13 protein-coding genes and 1 tRNA gene are annotated in these 17,187 nt (G+C 69.2%); 6 read left to right on the top strand and 8 right to left on the bottom strand.

Annotated features, from left to right (window positions below):
- The first annotated feature begins 49 nt into the window (after positions 1–49).
- The gene (locus tag B3I25_RS06300) at positions 50–3,031 is read left to right on the top strand and encodes a GNAT family N-acetyltransferase (RefSeq protein ID WP_286738338.1); all 2,982 of its coding nucleotides are present in this window, start codon (positions 50–52) and stop codon (positions 3,029–3,031) included.
- Positions 3,032–3,258: 227 nt separating this feature from the next.
- Here B3I25_RS06300 and ettA read toward each other — a convergent pair whose 3' ends face one another.
- Positions 3,259–4,941 (bottom strand): energy-dependent translational throttle protein EttA, encoded by a 1,683-nt coding sequence (gene ettA, locus B3I25_RS06295; RefSeq protein WP_035962235.1) that lies wholly within the window; start codon positions 4,939–4,941, stop codon positions 3,259–3,261.
- A 153-nt stretch (positions 4,942–5,094) separates the two neighbouring features.
- On the bottom strand, positions 5,095–5,829 hold the full coding sequence (locus B3I25_RS06290; RefSeq protein WP_131332757.1) for a single-stranded DNA-binding protein: 735 nt from the start codon (positions 5,827–5,829) through the stop codon (positions 5,095–5,097).
- Between the two features lie 252 nt (positions 5,830–6,081).
- On the opposite strand from B3I25_RS06290, the gene B3I25_RS06285 reads away from it, so the two are divergent.
- Together B3I25_RS06285 and B3I25_RS06280 are read left to right on the top strand one after the other, a co-directional pair.
- Positions 6,082–6,157: transfer RNA gene (locus tag B3I25_RS06285), tRNA-Arg, on the top strand.
- Positions 6,158–6,376: 219 nt separating this feature from the next.
- Positions 6,377–6,973, top strand: a complete 597-nt coding sequence (locus B3I25_RS06280) for a DUF2231 domain-containing protein (protein WP_193519622.1) — start codon at positions 6,377–6,379, stop codon at positions 6,971–6,973.
- On the opposite strand, the gene B3I25_RS06275 is transcribed toward B3I25_RS06280, so the two are convergent.
- The gene (locus B3I25_RS06275; protein WP_286738337.1) at positions 6,970–10,041 is read right to left on the bottom strand and encodes a bifunctional [glutamine synthetase] adenylyltransferase/[glutamine synthetase]-adenylyl-L-tyrosine phosphorylase; all 3,072 of its coding nucleotides are present in this window, start codon (positions 10,039–10,041) and stop codon (positions 6,970–6,972) included. The two genes, B3I25_RS06280 and B3I25_RS06275, sit on opposite strands and share 4 nt — an antisense overlap.
- Positions 10,042–10,050: 9 nt before the next feature.
- On the bottom strand, positions 10,051–11,394 hold the full coding sequence (locus B3I25_RS06270) for a glutamine synthetase family protein (protein ID WP_035962238.1): 1,344 nt from the start codon (positions 11,392–11,394) through the stop codon (positions 10,051–10,053).
- A 237-nt stretch (positions 11,395–11,631) separates the two neighbouring features.
- Between B3I25_RS06270 and panB the strand changes: the two genes are divergently transcribed.
- Positions 11,632–12,486, top strand: a complete 855-nt coding sequence (gene panB, locus B3I25_RS06265; RefSeq protein ID WP_098054977.1) for a 3-methyl-2-oxobutanoate hydroxymethyltransferase — start codon at positions 11,632–11,634, stop codon at positions 12,484–12,486.
- Positions 12,487–12,546: 60 nt separating this feature from the next.
- Here the strand turns inward: panB and B3I25_RS06260 are convergent, their stop codons facing one another.
- A complete protein-coding gene (locus tag B3I25_RS06260) occupies positions 12,547–12,723 on the bottom strand; it encodes an SPOR domain-containing protein (protein WP_143470074.1) in 177 nt (58 codons plus the stop codon).
- A gap of 183 nt (positions 12,724–12,906) precedes the next feature.
- On the opposite strand from B3I25_RS06260, the gene map reads away from it, so the two are divergent.
- Together map and ppgK are read left to right on the top strand one after the other, a co-directional pair.
- On the top strand, positions 12,907–13,803 hold the full coding sequence (gene map, locus B3I25_RS06255) for a type I methionyl aminopeptidase (RefSeq protein WP_064847241.1): 897 nt from the start codon (positions 12,907–12,909) through the stop codon (positions 13,801–13,803).
- Between the two features lie 72 nt (positions 13,804–13,875).
- Entirely contained in the window at positions 13,876–14,709 is an 834-nt protein-coding gene (gene ppgK, locus B3I25_RS06250; RefSeq protein ID WP_286738336.1) for a polyphosphate--glucose phosphotransferase, read from the top strand.
- Positions 14,710–14,861: 152 nt separating this feature from the next.
- Here the strand turns inward: ppgK and B3I25_RS06245 are convergent, their stop codons facing one another.
- Genes B3I25_RS06245 through B3I25_RS06235 form a run of 3 tightly spaced genes read right to left on the bottom strand, consistent with a single transcriptional unit; the run spans position 14,862 to position 16,685 of the window.
- Complete coding sequence (locus B3I25_RS06245) at positions 14,862–15,767, bottom strand: Sir2 family NAD-dependent protein deacetylase (protein ID WP_082943447.1); 906 nt, start codon at positions 15,765–15,767, stop codon at positions 14,862–14,864.
- Complete coding sequence (locus tag B3I25_RS06240; protein ID WP_206399141.1) at positions 15,767–16,228, bottom strand: redoxin domain-containing protein; 462 nt, start codon at positions 16,226–16,228, stop codon at positions 15,767–15,769. Before B3I25_RS06240 ends, B3I25_RS06245 begins: the two co-directional genes overlap by 1 nt.
- Before the next feature lie 40 nt (positions 16,229–16,268).
- Positions 16,269–16,685, bottom strand: a complete 417-nt coding sequence (locus B3I25_RS06235) for a DUF3052 domain-containing protein (RefSeq protein ID WP_206399140.1) — start codon at positions 16,683–16,685, stop codon at positions 16,269–16,271.
- Between the last annotated feature and the right edge of the window lie 502 nt (positions 16,686–17,187).

Below are 17,187 nucleotides of genomic sequence, written 5' to 3'. Positions count from 1 at the left end.
CACCGACGGTGCTGAGCCGGGGCGTGTCTCTCGCGGGTCACGGAGTGTCATGCTCCCTGCCCCCGCGCGGACCGGTTCTGAGCAGTCTGATGCCGGGCGGCCCGGCCCTGAACGGTCCGGCCCCGGCTGGCGGTTGTGGCGCGATCCCTTGGGTGTGCCCCACGTGCAGGCGGACGATCTCACCGCGCTGGCACACGGCCACGGCTACGTGACCGGTGTGGACAGGGCCTGGCACGTGGAGGTGCTGCGTCACCGCGCCGAGGGGCGCTCGGCGGAGCTCGTGGGACCGGACGGTTTCGACGGCGATCACCTCACCCTGGCCGCGGACGTCCCCGGTACGGCCAGACGGTGGTGGGACGCGGCGTCGTCACAGGACCGGGAGTTCTTCGCTGCATACGCGCGCGGGATCAGTGAGGCACTGGCCGAGACCTGGCCAGGGACCCCCGAGGTGCGCGAGCTCGGTCTCACCGAGCGGGCCGTGCGGCCGTGGGACCCCTGGACCCCGATGGCCGTGCACCTCGATGCGCACCTGCTCACGGGGAGTCTCCCCGAGCAGCTGTGGCGACGCCGCGTGCGGCGCGATCTCGGCGACGCCTGGGTCCCCGTGCTCGATGCCGAATCCCCCGCGGCGGCCGGATCCAATGCGTGGCTCGTTCCGGGCGAGCTGTCCACGAGCGGCGCACCGCTGCTCGCGGCGGACCCGCACCGCGTCGTGGAGGAATCGGGGCCCTATCAGCCCGTGTGCCTCTCCACGCCGGACGTCCGGGTGCGGGGTCTCGCGCTCGTGGGGTTGCCAGGGGTCCCGCACTTCGGGCGCACCGAAAGCGCCGCGTGGGCCATTACGGCCGCCATGACGACGACGGAACACATCGCGGACCTAGCTGTCGAGAACCGTGACGGCGCGTGGTACGTCGCGACCACGGGTGAACGGCTCGAGCACCGCTCGGTGGTGCTGCGGGCGCGCGGCAGCGTCGAACGGGCCTGTTTGCTCCGCTCGTGCGCGGCGGGGTTCGTGCTGCCGGGCACTCCCGCGGCGGAAGCAGTGCTCGACGCCGCCGTGCCCGGCACCGCGACCACCGTCACCGTGGTGTTCCCCGCGCCCACGGCGGACCCTGCGCGGGCGTTCTCGGCATGTCGTGAGCTGCTCTCGGCGCGCACAGCGGATGACGTCATGGAGGCGGTGTCCGGGTGGGCCGTGCCGTGCAACGACGTGGTGGCCGCGGACCGCGACGGCTCATGTCGACACACGGTCACGGGGTCGTTCCTGGGGGCCGCCGAACCGTCCCGACCGCTGCACGGGATCACCGTGCGCGCCAATCAGCGCCCCTCGGACCCTTGCGCTTCGGCCGCGCGGCTCGCGTGCGCGCCCCCGCACCGGGCCCGGCGGGCAACGCACCTGCTCGACGTCGCCGTGGCCGAACACGGTGCCGTGCGTCATGAGGACCTGTTGGCGGCCCAGCTGGACACCGCCGCTCCGCACTGGCCCCCGCTGTTGAGGGAGCTGTTCGCGGACGCGTCTCCGACCGCCGTGTCGGACCCGGTCGCCACCATGGCGCGGGTGGGCTCCGTGGGGCCGGTGCGGACGGCGCCGGAGCCGGACGTGGCGTTGGGACCCGTGGGGGCGCCGTCGAGACCTGCGAATGAGCCGTCGGCGGCCGGTGCGCGATCGGGACCTGCGGATGCGCAGGAACCGGACGTGGCGTTGGGACCTGTGGGTGCGCCGTCGGCGGCCGGTGCGGCATCGCAACCGAAGGGGGAGTCCCGAACGACGAATGCATCGGCGGAGGCGGCTGACTCCGTCCGTGCGGCGCTGCTCGACTGGGACGGGTCGATGGCGGCGGGGTCCTGGACAGCGTCGTTGTTCGCCGTGTGGCGGGACGCGTTCGTTCACGAGCTCATGCGGACCACCCCGCTATCGGTGCTCTCGGGACCCACAGGCATGCCGACCGTGTGGGACCCGTTCCTGCACGGGCCCGGACGAGTGGGACTCGCGGTGGAGAACATCGTGCGTCACGGCCTTGACCTGGGAGTGGACGTCCGCTGGTGCGCCAGGACGGCCCTCGAACGGGTCGCCCACAAGCACCCGGGTACGGCGCTCCCGCCGTGGGGCGCACTGCATGTGTACACCCCGTGGCGCAGTGACCCGGCCCTGACCGCGGCGGACCCCGTTCCCGTGGGCGGGGACGCGGACTGCCTGCTCGCGGCGGGGACACTACCGGGCATGGGACCCGCGTGCGTGCGTGTCCCCGCTGCGCGGGTGCTGTGGGATCTGGCCGACCCCGCGGCGTCATGGTGGATCACACCCGACCCCGTGGCCCGGGGCGAGTGCACGGAACCGCCGCTGCACCGGTGGTCGCGCGGGGAGATGGATCACGCTCTGCCGTGGGTTCCGGCTGGTTCCGTGGGGAGGTCCGGCGCGATGGGTCCGGCCGGTCCGGCCGGCTCGGCCAGCTCGTCCGGTGGATCCATCGACCTGGGCGCACTGCCACCGCTACCGGATCAGTCCGCGCCAGGCCCGCGCGTGACGCTGAGGCTCGTGGATCCGGGGCGGGACGCGGCCGTGATACATGAATGGGTCCGTGCGCCGCGAGCCCGCTTCTGGGGCATGACGGGGTGGACCCGCGAGCGGGTGCGCGAGGTGTACGAGTACCTGGATGCCTCGCCCACGCATCATGCGTGGCTCCTGGAACTCGACGGTACCCCCATGGGTATCTTCCAGAGCTACGAACCCCACGCTGATCCGGTGGGCGCGACGTATCGGGTGGAACCCGGGGACCTGGGGGTGCATGTCCTGCTGGCGCCCGTGCGCACCCGCCGCCCGGGACTCACCGCGGCACTCGGGCGCCTCATCATCGCGCAGCTCGCACGCTGCGGCACCCGACGAATCGTGGCGGAACCGGACGTGTCCAACGACCGAGCCGTGGCCCGACTCATCGCCACGGGTTTCGAGCTCGGCCCGACCATCCGGTTACCGGGGAAGACCGGGCAGTTGGCGTTCTTTCGCGTTGACGGGCTCACCGAGTCCCGCTGAGCACGACCGGCGGTCGATTCGGGGGCTGACGTTGCGAGCCGCCGCATCCTTGTGGGCTGACCGGGCGGTCGCACGAGCCTGACTTCATGGGTTTCACCCGGGGCAGAGCGGTCCACGGACACCTCGGTCCGGCCCGCTCCCGAACCGACGCCGCCCCCGGTCACCGCGTGTGCGGTGGCCGGGGGCGCCGGGCCGGTGCGGGCACAGGACCCGCGGTGGCGCGAATGTCAGTCGCGCGTGAGACGACGGTGCGTGAGGCGCTTGGGCCGAGCGGCGTCGGCGCCGAGACGCTCCACCTTGTTCTCCTCGTACGCGTCGAAGTTGCCCTCGAACCAGTACCAGCGGTCGGGGTTCTCCTCGGTGCCCTCCCACGCGAGGATGTGGGTGGCCACGCGGTCCAGGAACCACCGGTCGTGGGAGACGACCACGGCGCAGCCCGGGAACTCGAGAAGTGCGTTCTCCAAGGAGCCCAGCGTCTCCACGTCGAGGTCGTTGGTGGGCTCGTCCAGCAGCAACAGGTTGCCGCCCTGCTTCAGCGTCAGCGCCAGGTTCAGGCGATTGCGCTCACCACCGGAGAGCACACCGGCCTTCTTCTGCTGGTCCGGGCCCTTGAAGCCGAACGCCGAGACGTACGCGCGGGACGGCATCTCCACCTTGCCCACGTTGATGTAATCCAGCCCGTCCGAGACGACCTCCCACAGGGTCTTCTCCGGGTCCAGGTTCTCGCGGTTCTGGTCCACGTAGGAGATCTGCACGGAATCGCCGATCTTCAGCTCGCCGCCGTCGAGCGGTTCGAGGCCCACGATGGTCTTGAACAGCGTGGACTTACCCACACCGTTGGGCCCGATCACGCCCACGATGCCGTTGCGCGGCAGCGAGAACGAGAGCCCGTCGATCAGGGAGCGGTCCCCGAAGCCCTTCTTGAGGTTGCTGGCCTCGATGACCTGGTTGCCCAGGCGGGGCCCCGGCGGGATCTGGATCTCCTCGAAGTCCAGCTTCCGGGTCTTTTCGGCCTCGGCCGCCATCTCCTCGTAACGCGCCAGACGGGACTTGGACTTGGTCTGGCGGCCCTTGGCGTTGGAACGGACCCATTCGAGTTCGTCCTTGAGACGCTTGGCCTGCTTGGCGTCCTTCTTGCCCTGGATCTCCATGCGCTTGGCCTTGGTGTCCAGGTACGTGGAGTAGTTGCCCTCGTAGGGGTAGAGGCGGCCGCGGTCCACCTCGCAAATCCATTCGGCCACGTGGTCCAGGAAGTACCGGTCGTGGGTGACGGCCAGCACCGCACCGGGGTAGGAGGCCAGGTGCTGCTCGAGCCACAGCACGGACTCGGCGTCCAGGTGGTTGGTGGGTTCGTCCAGCAGCAGCAGGTCCGGCTTCTCGAGCAGCAGCTTGCACAGCGCCACACGACGGCGCTCACCACCGGAGAGCACCTTCACATCCGCGTCCGGCGGCGGGCACCGCAGCGCGTCCATGGCCTGCTCGAGCTGGGAATCGAGATCCCACGCGTTGGCGGCGTCGATCTCTTCCTGCAGCTTGCCCATCTCTTCCATCAGGGCGTCGAAGTCGGCGTCCGGCTCGGCCATCTCGGCGGAGATCTCGTTGAAGCGGTCGAGCTTGGCCTTGATCTCGCCGACGCCCTCCTCCACGTTGCCCAGGACGGTCTTGTCCTCGTTCAACGGGGGTTCCTGCAAAAGGATGCCCACGGAGTAGCCGGGGCTCAGGCGCGCCTCGCCGTTGGAGGGCTGGTCCAGCCCCGCCATGATCTTCAGAATCGTCGACTTACCTGCGCCGTTCGGCCCCACCACGCCGATCTTGGCACCGGGGAAGAACGACATGGTGACGTCATCGAGGATGACCTTGTCGCCCACTTTCTTGCGGGCTTTGTTCATGGTGTAGATAAATTCCGCCATACCCTCCAGGCTACCGCGCCGCCGCACTCGCGCGAGCCACGGAGCGACGTCGTTCCCTCACCTCCCGGCGTCACCGCGCCGCGGTCCCCCGGCCGTGCGGTCCCGGCTCCGGAATCGCTCCCTGGTACGACGACACCGCCTGCCCCCTACTAGTCAGCCACCCGTGGTCGCCCCCTCCAGGTCGGAGGTTTCACGCGTCCGGTCGGCGCCGTCACGGGACTCGTCTTCGGCGTCCTCGTCCATCCCCTCCGTGACACCCAGGGTGTCCCCGACCGCGGCACTGGCGTCGGGAGCGGCCGGGGTCAGGCCGTCGAACGTGTGGTCCTGCTCCCCCACCGCGATCACCGCCCCGGAAGTGAGATCCACGAACCCCTCGTCGGACAGTCCCATCGACCGAGCGGAGCGGTACCGATCGTGCCCGGCGGTCCCTGCGTTCTCGTTCGAGTCCTCCCCGGCGCCGTCGATGCCGGTGTCGTCAGACCCCTGTCCGGCACCCGGCGCGGCACTTGCCGTACCGGCGCCCGGATTCCGCCCGCCCGAGCGGGCAAAGTTGGCCGTGCCGAAGCTCAGGTCATGACCCACGGCCGCCGCATCCACCTGCACGATCGTGCGCGGGCCGGAATCCGACTGCCACTCGTTGATGCTGAGCTTGCCGGTGACCACCACGGGTTGACCGCAGTGCACGCTCGCCATGACGTGCATGGCCAGGGCGCGGAAGCACCGGATCGAGTACCAGTTGGTGCCGGAATCGTGCCACGTCTGGGTGGCGGCGTCGAAACGACGGGACGTGGTGGCCAGGCGGAAGCGCGCGGCCATCGTGCCGTCGTCGAAGAGGTGCGACTGCGGGTCCTTGCCCACGAATCCGCGCAGTGTCACGTGTTCGCTCATGGGGTGCTCCTTCATTCGGTCACCCGCGGCCCGAAGGCCGGCGGGTAAGGGGTGAACCCCGCATCGGGGTGAACCCAGCGTGACGCGCGGGACGCGGCGTCGGCGGTCCGTTCAAGGAGGTGTGGAGAGCCCGATGCCCGGCGGGGCGACATCGGCCATCTGTGCAGCCCGGACCGCACGGGGTGGTGGAGCAACCCACGTGCGCGAGCGGCACGGAGGCGTTGCTAAACTGAGTCGTCGCTTCGGCGACCCGCCTCAGTAGCTCAGTGGATAGAGCAGGAGCCTTCTAATCTCTTGGTCGGGGGTTCGACTCCCTCCTGGGGCACCACTCACCAGGCCCGTTCCACCGAAAATCCCGTGGAGCAAAAGCAGCCCAGGGGCACCCCGGGTTACTTTTGCTCAGTTGAAGCGGGCGGGTCTACCACAACAGGCAGCGCCGGGCTGACTGGCCCACTCCACGCAGGACCGGGACACCCCGAGGGGCGGGTGCATTCCCCGCCGCGGGGTGCGAGGATGGCGGGACATCCCACATCTGAGAGGATCGACCATGAACGAGTCCACCCAATCCCCCGCCTCGAATGCCGAGAGCCCCCTGACTCCCCTGATGAAAACGGTCGAGGGCAGCAGTGCCCTGGACCCCTTGGTGGGCTCGGCCGATTCCGTGGCCACCGCCGTGGCCGGGAATCCGACCGTTCGCGACCTCCTGCAGGGCAAGCAGGTGGGCCACGCGCTGCACCCGCTGCTCATCGAGGTGCCCATGGGCACGTGGATGAGCGCGCTCGTGCTCGACCTCATGGGTGGCCGTGACTCCGCCCGTGCCGCGCGGGTGCTCACGGGCGTGGGTGTCCTCTCGGCGGTGCCATCTGCCCTGACCGGATGGGCCGAGTACCACGGGCTGCAGAACCGGGACAAACGTGTGGCCGTGATCCACGCCGGGTCCAACGGCCTGGCCACGGGTCTGCAACTCGCCTCGTGGGTGGCCCGCCGCACCGGACGCCACGGGCTGGGGCGCGTCCTCGCCCTGGGCGGCATGTCCGCCGCCGGCCTGGGCGGTTACCTGGGCGGGCACCTGTCGGTCGCCCGTCAGGTGGGCTCGCGGGACGCGGCCTACGAGGACGGCACGAACGGTCGGGCGCAGAACTAGCGGCCGTAGAACAACCGCTCGAACACCGAGCGGGACTGCCGGGTGATCCGCAGGTAGTCCTCCTCGAGCTGCGCGGCGGAACCGGGTTCGTAGCCGATCCACCGGGCCACGGCCTCGAGGTCCACCCGGCGTGACGGCACGGAATCGGAGGCCCGCCCGGAGCGCAGGACGTTGCCGTTGCGGATGTCCGTGGCAAGTTTCCACGCGTGCTCCAGTACGGCGGCGTCCTCCGGGCCCACAAGGTCGGCGGCCACCGCGGCGTTCAGCGCGGGCAGCGTGGAGGTGGTGCGCAGCTCGGGGACCTCGTGCGCGTGCTGCAGCTGCAGCAACTGCACGAGCCATTCCACGTCCGAGAGCCCGCCCCTGCCCAGCTTCACCTGCCGGGTGGGATCTGCCCCGCGGGGCATCCTCTCGCTCTCCACGCGCGCCTTCATGCGCCGGATGTCCACGAGCTGACGGTCCGTGAATTCGGCCGGGTACCGGAAACGGTCCACCACACGGAAGAACGCCTGGGCCACGTCCTCGGAACCGGCCATGTACCGGGCGCGGGTCAGGGCCTGGAACTCCCAGGTCTGACCCCAGCGCTCGTAGTACTCGGCGTACGAGGCCACCGACCGCACCATGGTGCCCGAGCGCCCTTCCGGACGCAGGTCGTTGTCGATCTCCAGGACCCGTTCGGCGACCACGGGCGGCGTGCACGGTTGCTTCAGGAGCTTGACCATGCGGTTGAGCACGGTTTCCGCGGCACTGCGCGCTTCCCCGGGGTCTGCGTCCGGGGCGGGTGCGTACGCGTAAATCACGTCCGCGTCCGAGCCGAAACCGATCTCGCGCCCGCCCTGGCGCCCCATGGCGATCACGAGCACCTCGGCGGGGACAGCGCCGTCGTGCTCGGCCGCGTACTCGGTGCGGGCAAGGTACAGCGCGGCCATCACGGTGGCCTGGTCCACGTCCGAAAGACCCGTCACGGTGGTCTCCACGCTGGCGACGCCGCTCGTGTCCGCGAGCGCGATGCGCAACTGTTCGCGGCGCCGGATCTGGCGCACGGCCCGGATGGCCTCGCCCGGGTCGTGGTGCCGAGCGACCTGCGCGCGCATCTGTGACACGAGCTCGTCCAGGGACCGGGTGGCCAGCTGGGAGTCGTCACCCAACCACGCCGTCGCCTCGGGAGAGGTTTCGAGCAGGTCCGAGACGTACCGAGAACTCGAGAGGATGTGACACAACCGCTCGGCCGCGGCGTTGGAATCCCGCAGTAATCGCAGGAACCAGGGTGTGTTGCCCAGGGCCTCGCACACCCTGCGCAGGTTGAGCAGACCGGCGTCCGGGTCCACGCCCTCAGCGAGCCAGTCGAGCAGCACCGGCAGCAGCGTGCGCAGGATCTCGGCTCGCCGGCTCACGCCGCGCGAGAGGGCCTCGATGTGTCGCATCGCGGCCTTGGTGTCCTGGTACCCGAGTGCCGCGAGGCGGTCCCGAGCGGCGTCGGTCGTGAGGGTGGTGTCCGCGGGCGCGTTGGCGAGCGCCGCGAGCATGGGACGGTAGAAGATCCGCTCGTGCATGCTGCGCACGGAGCGCTTGGCCGCGTTCCAGTCGCTCACGAGTTTCTGGGCCGTGGGGTGCGTGCGCTCGGCGGCGCCGTCCACGGACCGGGCGACGACGGCCAGTTCCCGTTCGTCGCGCGGCATCAGGTGCGTCCGCCGCATGCGGAACAACTGGATCCGGTGCTCGAGCAACCGCAGCCATCGGTAGTTGAGTCCGAACTCCTCGGCGTCCGCGCGGCCGATGTAGCCACCCGCGCTCAGCGCCGCGAGGGATTCGGTGGTGGCACGCGTGCGGACGGTCTCATCCGAGCGTCCGTGTACGAGTTGTAGCAACTGCACCGTGAACTCGACATCCCGCAGTCCCCCGGGTCCGAGCTTGATCTGCCGGTCCCGGTCCGCCTCAGGGATGTTCTCCGTGACCCTGCGGCGCATGGCCTGGACGGATTCCACGAAGCCCTCGCGCTCGGCGGATGACCAGATGAACGGCGCGATGGCCGCCTCGTAGCGCCTCCCGAGGTCCTGATCGCCCGCGACGCACCGGGCCTTGAGCAGCGCCTGGAACTCCCAGGACTTGGCCCAGCGCTTGTAATAGCGCACGTGGGAGTCCAGTGTCCGCACGAGCGGCCCGTCCTTGCCCTCGGGCCGTAGGTTCGCGTCCACTTCCCACAACGCCGGCTCGGGACCGGCGGCCATCATGGCCTGCGCGAGGGTGTGGGCCATCTCGGTGGCGATCTCCGTGCTCGTGCTCTCGTCCGGGGTGTCCCCGGCGTCGGAGGCCCGGGTCTCCCCGACGTAGACCACGTCCACGTCCGAGATGTAGTTCAGCTCTCGGGCGCCGCACTTGCCCATGCCGATCACCGCGAGCCGTACCTGCTCCACGAGGGCGGGGTCCCAGCGCTCGGCGGCGTGAGCGCGCGCCACCGCCAGGCCGGCCTCGAGGGCGGCCCCGGCGAGGTCCGCGAGTTGCCGGCCGACGGCGGGCATGTAGGCCACCGGGTCCACGGCCCCGACGTCCCGGACGGCCACGCGCGCGAGCCCGCGGCGATAGGCCACGCGCAACGCCTTGTGCGCGTCCTGTCCCGTGAGCGATGCCACCGGGGTGTCCGCCTGCGGATCGGCGCCCACGGATTCGAGCAGCGCCGCACGGAAGACCTCCGCGCGGTCCGCCCTCGGCTCGTCCACGGGCGGGATGTCCAGCAGGTCCAGGTTCTCGGGGGCGCGCAGCAGGAACTCCCCCAGCGCCTCGGACGCACCCAGCAAGCGGAACATGGTCTCGGACTCTCGGGGGTCCCCGTTGATTCGCCGCGCGACCTCTGGGTGGTTCTCGATGAGCCGCACGATGAGCTGCAGCGCCACGTCCGGCGACGCCGCGTGGGCCAGTCCCGCGAGCAGCGCGGACAGGTCCACGCCGTCCAGTTCCCGGAACCCCAGCCAGCGCCGGGCATTCGTGACGTCCGCGAAACCGATCGAGATCAGTTGCTTGGCCGAGATCTTCTCCGCGCGCTCCTTGGCGGTGCCCGGGGTGTCAGTCATGGTCTGCCCCTACAGGATGCCCAGGTTGGTCCGCAGTTCGTAGGGCGAGACCTCCTGGCGGTACTGGTCCCAGTCGCGGCGCTTGTTGCGCAGGAAGTACTCGAAGACCTGCTCGCCCAGCAGCTCCGCCATGAACTCCGATTCCTCGGTCAGCCGGATCGCGTCGTGGAGGCTGCCCGGCAGGGGTTGGTGGCCCACGGCGCGGCGCTCGGCGCTGCTCATGGCGAACACGTCGTCCATCTCCACGGGCGGCAGCTCGTACTCGTTCTCGATCCCCTTGAGCCCCGCCCCCAGCAGCGCGGCGTAGGACAGGTACGGGTTCGTCGCGGAGTCGATCCCCCGGTACTCGATCCGGGAGGACTGCACCTTGTCCGGCTTGTAGAGCGGCACACGCACCAGCGCCGAGCGGTTGTTGTGACCCCAGGACATGTACGACGGCGCTTCGTCACCGGCCCACAGTCGCTTGTAGGAGTTCACGAACTGATTGGTCACGGACGTGAACTCGGGGGCGTGGCGCAGCAGCCCGGCGATGAAGTGCCGCCCGGTCTCGGAGAGCCGGAACTCGGCCCCGGCCTCGTAGAACGCGTTGGTGTCCCCTTCGAACAGCGAGAAGTGCGTGTGCATCCCCGAGCCGGGGTGGCGAGAGAACGGCTTGGGCATGAAGGTCGCGTAGATCCCCTGGGACAGGGCCACCTCGCGCACCACGGTGCGGAACGTCATGATGTTGTCCGCGGTCTGCAGCGCGTCCGCGTAGCGCAGGTCGATCTCGTTCTGACCCGGTCCGGCCTCGTGGTGCGAGAACTCCACGGAGATGCCCACCGATTCGAGCATGTTCACCGCGGTGCGGCGGAAGTCTTGGACCACTCCCCCCGGGACGTGATCGAAGTACCCCTCGTAGTCCACCGGTACGGGTTCGCCGGTGCGCGGGTCCAGCTCGGGCGAGCGCAACAGGTAGAACTCGATCTCAGGAGCGGTGTAGCACGTGAAGCCCATGTCCGAGGCCTTGGCGAGCACGCGGCGCAGAACCCCGCGGGGATCCGCCGCGGAGGGCTCACCGTCCGGGGTCTTCAGGTCGCAGAACATCCGGGAGGTCGGCTCGTCCTCCCCGCGCCACGGCAGCAACTGAAACGTGGAGGGATCCGGTTGCAGGAGCATGTCGGACTCGAAGATCCGCGACAGCCCCTCGATCGAGGAGCCGTCGAACCCGAGGCCCTCCTCGAACGCGGCCTCTACCTCAGCGGGTGCCAGCGCAATGGACTTGAGGGTTCCCACGACGTCCGTGAACCACAACCGGACGAACCGGACGTCCCGGTCCTCGATGGTGCGCAGAACGAATTCTTGCTGACGGTCCATGGGTCCACCTCGGATTCCTGGGGCGTGTGACACAGCGGCTGCGGGCTCAGGCGCCGGGGTCATGCCCGGGACGAGCCACGTCACAACTGTATCGGTCGCAGCAGCGTTCCCCGCGCCCGTCTCCCCCATCTGTCCGCTTGCGTGTTCCCGCCCCGGTCCGCACGGCGATCGGGTCGCCGAGCCAGTGCCGCTCCCCGCCCGGAACCCCTGGGCCCGACCGGCCGGTACCCTGACACCATGAGCGAAACGCAGCCTTCGTCCGGTTCCCCCGCCGAGAAATCCCTCGCCCAGATCGCCCGCGTGCGGACCCTGCACCTGCAACGTGCCAAGGACGCCGGGGAGAAGTTCTCCATGCTCACGAGCTACGACACGCTCACCGCGGGGATCTTCGACCGAGCCGGCGTGGACGTCCTGCTCGTGGGTGATTCACTCGGCAACACGGTGCTCGGACACGAGTCCACCCTGCCGGTCACGCTCGAGCACATGATCACGTTCTCCGCCGCGGTCGTGCGCGGCGTACAGCGCAGCCTCGTGGTCGTGGACCTGCCCTTCGGCTCGTACGAGGAGTCCCCGGATCAGGCCGTGCGCAGCGCGGCGCGGATCATGAAGGAGTCCGGCGCGCACGCCGTGAAGATCGAGGCGGGGGAAGCGCTCGCGGAGCACCTGGCCGCCGTGGTGCGCGCTGGGATCCCTGTCATGGGTCACGTCGGATTCACCCCGCAGTCCGAGCATGCGCTGGGCGGGTTCCGGATCCAGGGCCGCGGCGAGGCCGGGGAGCAGCTACTGCGCGACGCCCGTGCCGTGCAGGACGCCGGGTGCTTCGCCGTCGTCCTGGAAATGGTGTCCGCGGACGCCGCGGCACGAGTGGAGGACGAGCTGCGGATCCCCACGGTGGGGATCGGCGCCGGGAATGTGACCACCGGCCAGGTGCTCGTGTGGCAGGACATGCTGGGGTTGCGCACCGGGAAGATGCCGCGCTTCGTCAAGCAGTACGCGCAGCTCGCTCAGGTCGCCGACGACGCCGTGCGCGGCTACGTGGCCGACGTCCGCTCCGGTGCGTTCCCGGCCGAGGAGCACTCCTACCGGGGGTGACGCCCGGGTCGCCCCGAACGAGAATGGGACCGGGCGACGTCGCCGCCCGGCCCTACAGGGTCAGTCACCCTTGAACGCGGCGTCCTCGTCGTCCCAGCGCTTGGTGTTCTCCGCGGCGTGCTCGAGGGCGCGCGAGGCCTCCTCGCGGGTCGCGTAGGGGCCCATGAGCTTGCGGTAGTCATCCTTGGGGCCTTCCTCGACCTGCTTGGTGTAGAGGTTGTACCAGTACTCGGCCATGATCTTCCTCCCTGTGCGGCGCCGTGCGCCGTACACCCGCCCCGCGGCGGGGTCGCGAACCTTCCCGGCCGGACGGGCCCGGGACTCAAGGATTAGGCTAGTTGCTGAACCAGGTGTTCGGGGCGCCTTGACGCCTCACAGCACGAACACGCCCGCGATCGCCGCAGGAGGCAATGACCCATCGTGACCACGCACAATCTCGCACCAGCACCCGGATCCACCGCACCGCGCGGCGCGCTGCGCCCCGGGAACCTCACCCCGCGGCGCCACGTCCCGGGCGGGATCGAGCGGCCGGAGTACGTGGGACGCCGGGATGCGAACGAGGGTCACGCCTCCAACGTGTACACCCCCGAAGAGATCGAGCTGGTGCGCGAGGCCGGCCGGATCGCCGCCCGTGCGCTGCAGGCCGCGGGCGCGGAGGCCAAGCCCGGCGTGACCACGGATGAACTGGACCGGATCGCGCACGAGTACATGTGTGATCACGGGGCATACCCCTCGTGCCTCGAGTATCGCGGGTTCCCCAAGTCCATCTGCACGTCACTCAACGAGGTGATCTGTCACGGCATCCCCGATTCCACCGTGCTCGAGGACGGGGACATCATCAACCTGGACGTCACCGCGTACAAGAACGGCATGCACGGGGACACCAATGCCATGTTCCTGGTGGGTGACGTGGACGAGGACTCCCGCCTGCTCGTGGAACGCACGCACGAGGCGATGAACCGCGGGATCAAGGCCGTGCGTCCCGGGCGTGAGATCAACGTGATCGGGCGCGTCATCGAGAAGTACGCCAAGCGGTTCGACTACGGGGTCGTGCGCGACTTCACCGGGCACGGCGTGGGGCGCGAGTTCCACACGGGTCTGATCGTCCCGCACTACGACGCCGCCCCGTCCTACGCCACCGAGATGGTCCCGGGAATGATCTTCACGATCGAACCCATGCTGACCCTCGGTTCCATCACGTGGGACCAGTGGTCCGACGACTGGACCATCACGACCCACGACAAGATGCGCACTGCACAGTTCGAACACACCATGGTCGTGACCGATGACAGCGTGGAGATCCTCACCCTCCCGTAAGATCGAGCGACGGGGCGGGCTGCATCGCGTCCACCTCCGCATAGTTTCCACCGTGAACCGAAGGGACCGTTCATGAGCTCAGGTACTCCGCAGGGTGTCGTATCGCAGTGTGGCATCGGAATCGACATTGGTGGTACCGGCACCAAGGGTGGGATCGTGGATCTCGCCACCGGCCAACTCGTGGGTGAACGGTTCCGCATCCCCACGCCGCAGCCCGCCACGCCGGAAGCCGTGGCCGGCGTCGTCAAGCAGATCGTGGACGAACTGCAGTCCCGCCCCGAGGCCCCGGCCCCGGACAGCCACGTGGGCATCGTTTTCCCCGCCATCATCAAGAACGGGGTGGCGCTGTCCGCGGCGAACGTGGACAAGTCGTGGATCAACACGAACGTGGATGCCCTCATGACCGGGACGCTGGGCCGTGAGGTCGAGGCCCTCAACGACGCCGACGGCGCCGGGCTCGCCGAAGCGCACTACGGCGCAGGCAAGGGCAAGGAAGGCCTGGTCATGGTGATCACCCTGGGCACAGGGATCGGTTCCGCGATGATCCTCAACGGCCAACTGGTCCCCAACGCCGAGCTCGGTCACCTGGAGATCGACGGCTTCGATGCCGAGACCAAGGCCTCGGCCGCTGCCCGGGAACGCGAGCAATTGCCCTGGAAGAAGTGGGCCAAGAAGCGGCTGCAGCGGTACTTCTCCCACGTGGAGTTCCTGTTCTCCCCGTCCCTGTTCGTGATCGGGGGCGGTGTGTCCAAGAACTCGGAGAAGTTCCTGCCCTACCTCGAACTGCGGACACCGGTAGAGATCGCCGCGCTGCGCAACAACGCCGGCATCGTGGGTGCTGCGCTGTGGGCTCAGCAGTGCCGAGACGCCCAGGCCGCCAAGCCGGTCATCGACCCCGTGAAGTGACGGACGCCCGTCCCGGGCCGTGGAGATCCTCCGCGCTCGGGACGGTACCGACCCGCCCCGGAAATGGGTGAGACCCCGAAGGTGACCGCGGCTTCCCCTCCGCGGACCCTCGGGGTCTCGTATTGAGAGTCTAAGTACTCAACGCATTCGGATCAAGCTGTCAGGTGGTCGCCCAGGTCGGCGAGGAATTCCCCCACGGGAGCGTCCACCTTCACGGTGGCCATCGAGTCCCCTCCGGTGACGCCGTGGTTGACGATCACCACGGGGATCCCCTCTCGGTCTGCTTGCCGCACGAACCGGCGTCCGGAGTTCACGGTCAGCGACGATCCCGCCACGAGTAGCGCCTCGGACCGCGCGACCATGCGCCGCGCCAGGGCCACGCGGTGCGACGGCGCGTTCTCCCCGAAGAACACGACATCCGGTTTCAGCACCCCCTGGCACACGGGGCAGTCCCACACACGGAAACCGCCGGTGTGCTCCACGGTGGCGTCCGCGTCCGGGGCGTATTCGATGTCGTCCGCCGAGGCCATGCCGTCGTAGAACCCGGGGTTCAACTCGTCCAGGTAGCGCGAGACCTGTTCCCGGGGGAACCGGGACGAGCACGAGGTGCACAACACCCACGCGTAGGTGCCGTGCAGGTCCACCACGGCCACGGAGCCGGCTTTCTGGTGCAGCCGGTCGATGTTCTGGGTGATGATCCCGTCCACCAGACCGGCGGCCTCGAGCCGGGCCAGCGCCTCGTGGGCGGCGGACGGTTGTGCCCGGGCCACGAAGTGCCAGCCGTACTGGTTACGGGCCCAGTAGTGCCGGCGACTCGCCACATTGCCCATGAACTCCTGGTATGTCATGGGGGAACGAGGTTTGGCGCCCGGGCCGCGGTAGTCGGGGATCCCGGACGGGGTGCTCACCCCCGCGCCCGTGAGCACCGCGATCTGCTTGCCCCGTAGCACCTCGAGAACGCGCGGCAGACCGTCCCGGGCGTTCAGTGCATGGGGATCGGGGAAGAGGCTCTCGTCCACCGGTGCGCCGTAACCGGCGCGCAGTACTCGCAGGGGCATCAGGACCGGGGCAGGTTCTCGAGGACGCCCCGCAGTCGATCCCATTCCCGGGCCTGGGTGATGTCGGCGGAGCTGACGTCACGGATGATCCCGCAGGCGTCGATGGTGATGGTGTGGCGCTGGGCGCACCCTGCGTCCTCGTCCAGGACACCGTAGCGGCGGGCCACGTCCCCGTGGGGCCAGTGATCGGAGAGCATCTGGAAGTCGTAGGACTCCTGCCGCGCGAACGCGTCCAATGCGAAGTGGCTGTCCGTGGAAATACACACCACGACGGCGTCGAACTCATCGAACATGTCCGCGTGATCCTGCAGATGGCACAACTCGTCCGTGCAGATCGGCGAGAACGCGTAGGGGAAGAACACGAGCACGACCGGCGCACCCCGGTAGTCGCCCAGGGAGCGGGACTCGCCGTGACGGTCCTGGAGGGTGAAGTCCGGCGCGGTGGATCCGATGGCACTCATGAGAGCCCTTCCTGCCGCGCGGGAGCGCCGCGGCGCGCGCTCAGAAGTTTCGTTTGGGGGTCAGGCGGGAGACGGACCAGTCCGGGGAGACCCGTGCCGCGCTCGTGACGTGCAGACCGGCGGTCGAGGCCGCTTCCTGGATCTCAGCGGGAGAGACGTGGTCCTGGCGCCCGGCCTTGGGCGTCAGCAACCACACGACACCGCCGTCGTCGAGGGTGGTCTGGACGTCCACGAGCTCGTCCACCAGATCGCCGTCCCCGTCACGCCACCACAGCACGACGGCGTCCACGACCTCTTGCGCGTCCTCGTCGAAGAGCTCCGAGCCGATCGCGTCCTCGATCCGCCCGCGCAGATCCGCGTCGACATCGTCGTCGTAACCGAATTCCTGGACGTAGTCGCCGTCCTTCAGATTCAGTTGCGCCGCAATGCTCTCCTCGGGGGCTTTCGCCTCGCTCACCGTAACTCTCCTTCACTGCTGTCTCGCGCGGGGCCGGACCGTCGGCTCAACGACGCTGCCGGACCTCACCCTCACCGTGACGGGGATGTCAACGGTGCGTAATAAAGACAACACTGGATTGTCCCCGCGTTCAAGCCACACCACGAACCGCGGGGCGAATCGGGTGACTTGTGACACGTTCCACACTCGTGGCGGCCCGGCGCAGGCGGTGTGACGCGTGAAACGGTGTGGTCACTGCCGGTGACGCCATCGCGTGTGACACGATGAAAGGACGACGGCATCGGCCTGTCCGAGCACCCGCCGCCTGACACACCGCTCCGACACCGGGGATCCCGTGACACGGAGCTGACGATAGAGAGGTTCTCGTGTCTTCCGACAGCAATCACCACATTTTGAGTGGGTTGACGAATAATCTTCAGGACGCTGATGTTCAGGAGACGCAGGAGTGGATCGAGTCGTTTGACGCGTTGATCCAGGCGCGGGGTACCGCGCGGGCGCAGTA

Origin of the sequence: Kocuria sp. UBA1838 (assembly GCF_002338785.1) — a bacterium.
Lineage (GTDB): Bacteria > Actinomycetota > Actinomycetes > Actinomycetales > Micrococcaceae > Kocuria > Kocuria marina.
Note: the sequence above shows the minus strand (reverse complement) of the source record. Positions and strands in the feature narration are given on the sequence as shown.

Bases quoted from the DNA above. Each gene is read 5' to 3' on its own strand.
- B3I25_RS06300 (WP_286738338.1), top strand. From the start codon at position 50: ATGCTCCCTGCCCCCGCGCGGACCGGTTCTGAGCAGTCTGATGCCGGG.
- ettA (WP_035962235.1), bottom strand. From the start codon at position 4,941: ATGGCGGAATTTATCTACACCATGAACAAAGCCCGCAAGAAAGTGGGC.
- B3I25_RS06290 (WP_131332757.1), bottom strand. From the start codon at position 5,829: ATGAGCGAACACGTGACACTGCGCGGATTCGTGGGCAAGGACCCGCAG.
- B3I25_RS06280 (WP_193519622.1), top strand. From the start codon at position 6,377: ATGAACGAGTCCACCCAATCCCCCGCCTCGAATGCCGAGAGCCCCCTG.
- B3I25_RS06275 (WP_286738337.1), bottom strand. From the start codon at position 10,041: ATGACTGACACCCCGGGCACCGCCAAGGAGCGCGCGGAGAAGATCTCG.
- B3I25_RS06270 (WP_035962238.1), bottom strand. From the start codon at position 11,394: ATGGACCGTCAGCAAGAATTCGTTCTGCGCACCATCGAGGACCGGGAC.
- panB (WP_098054977.1), top strand. From the start codon at position 11,632: ATGAGCGAAACGCAGCCTTCGTCCGGTTCCCCCGCCGAGAAATCCCTC.
- B3I25_RS06260 (WP_143470074.1), bottom strand. From the start codon at position 12,723: ATGGCCGAGTACTGGTACAACCTCTACACCAAGCAGGTCGAGGAAGGC.
- ppgK (WP_286738336.1), top strand. From the start codon at position 13,876: ATGAGCTCAGGTACTCCGCAGGGTGTCGTATCGCAGTGTGGCATCGGA.
- B3I25_RS06245 (WP_082943447.1), bottom strand. From the start codon at position 15,767: ATGCCCCTGCGAGTACTGCGCGCCGGTTACGGCGCACCGGTGGACGAG.
- B3I25_RS06240 (WP_206399141.1), bottom strand. From the start codon at position 16,228: ATGAGTGCCATCGGATCCACCGCGCCGGACTTCACCCTCCAGGACCGT.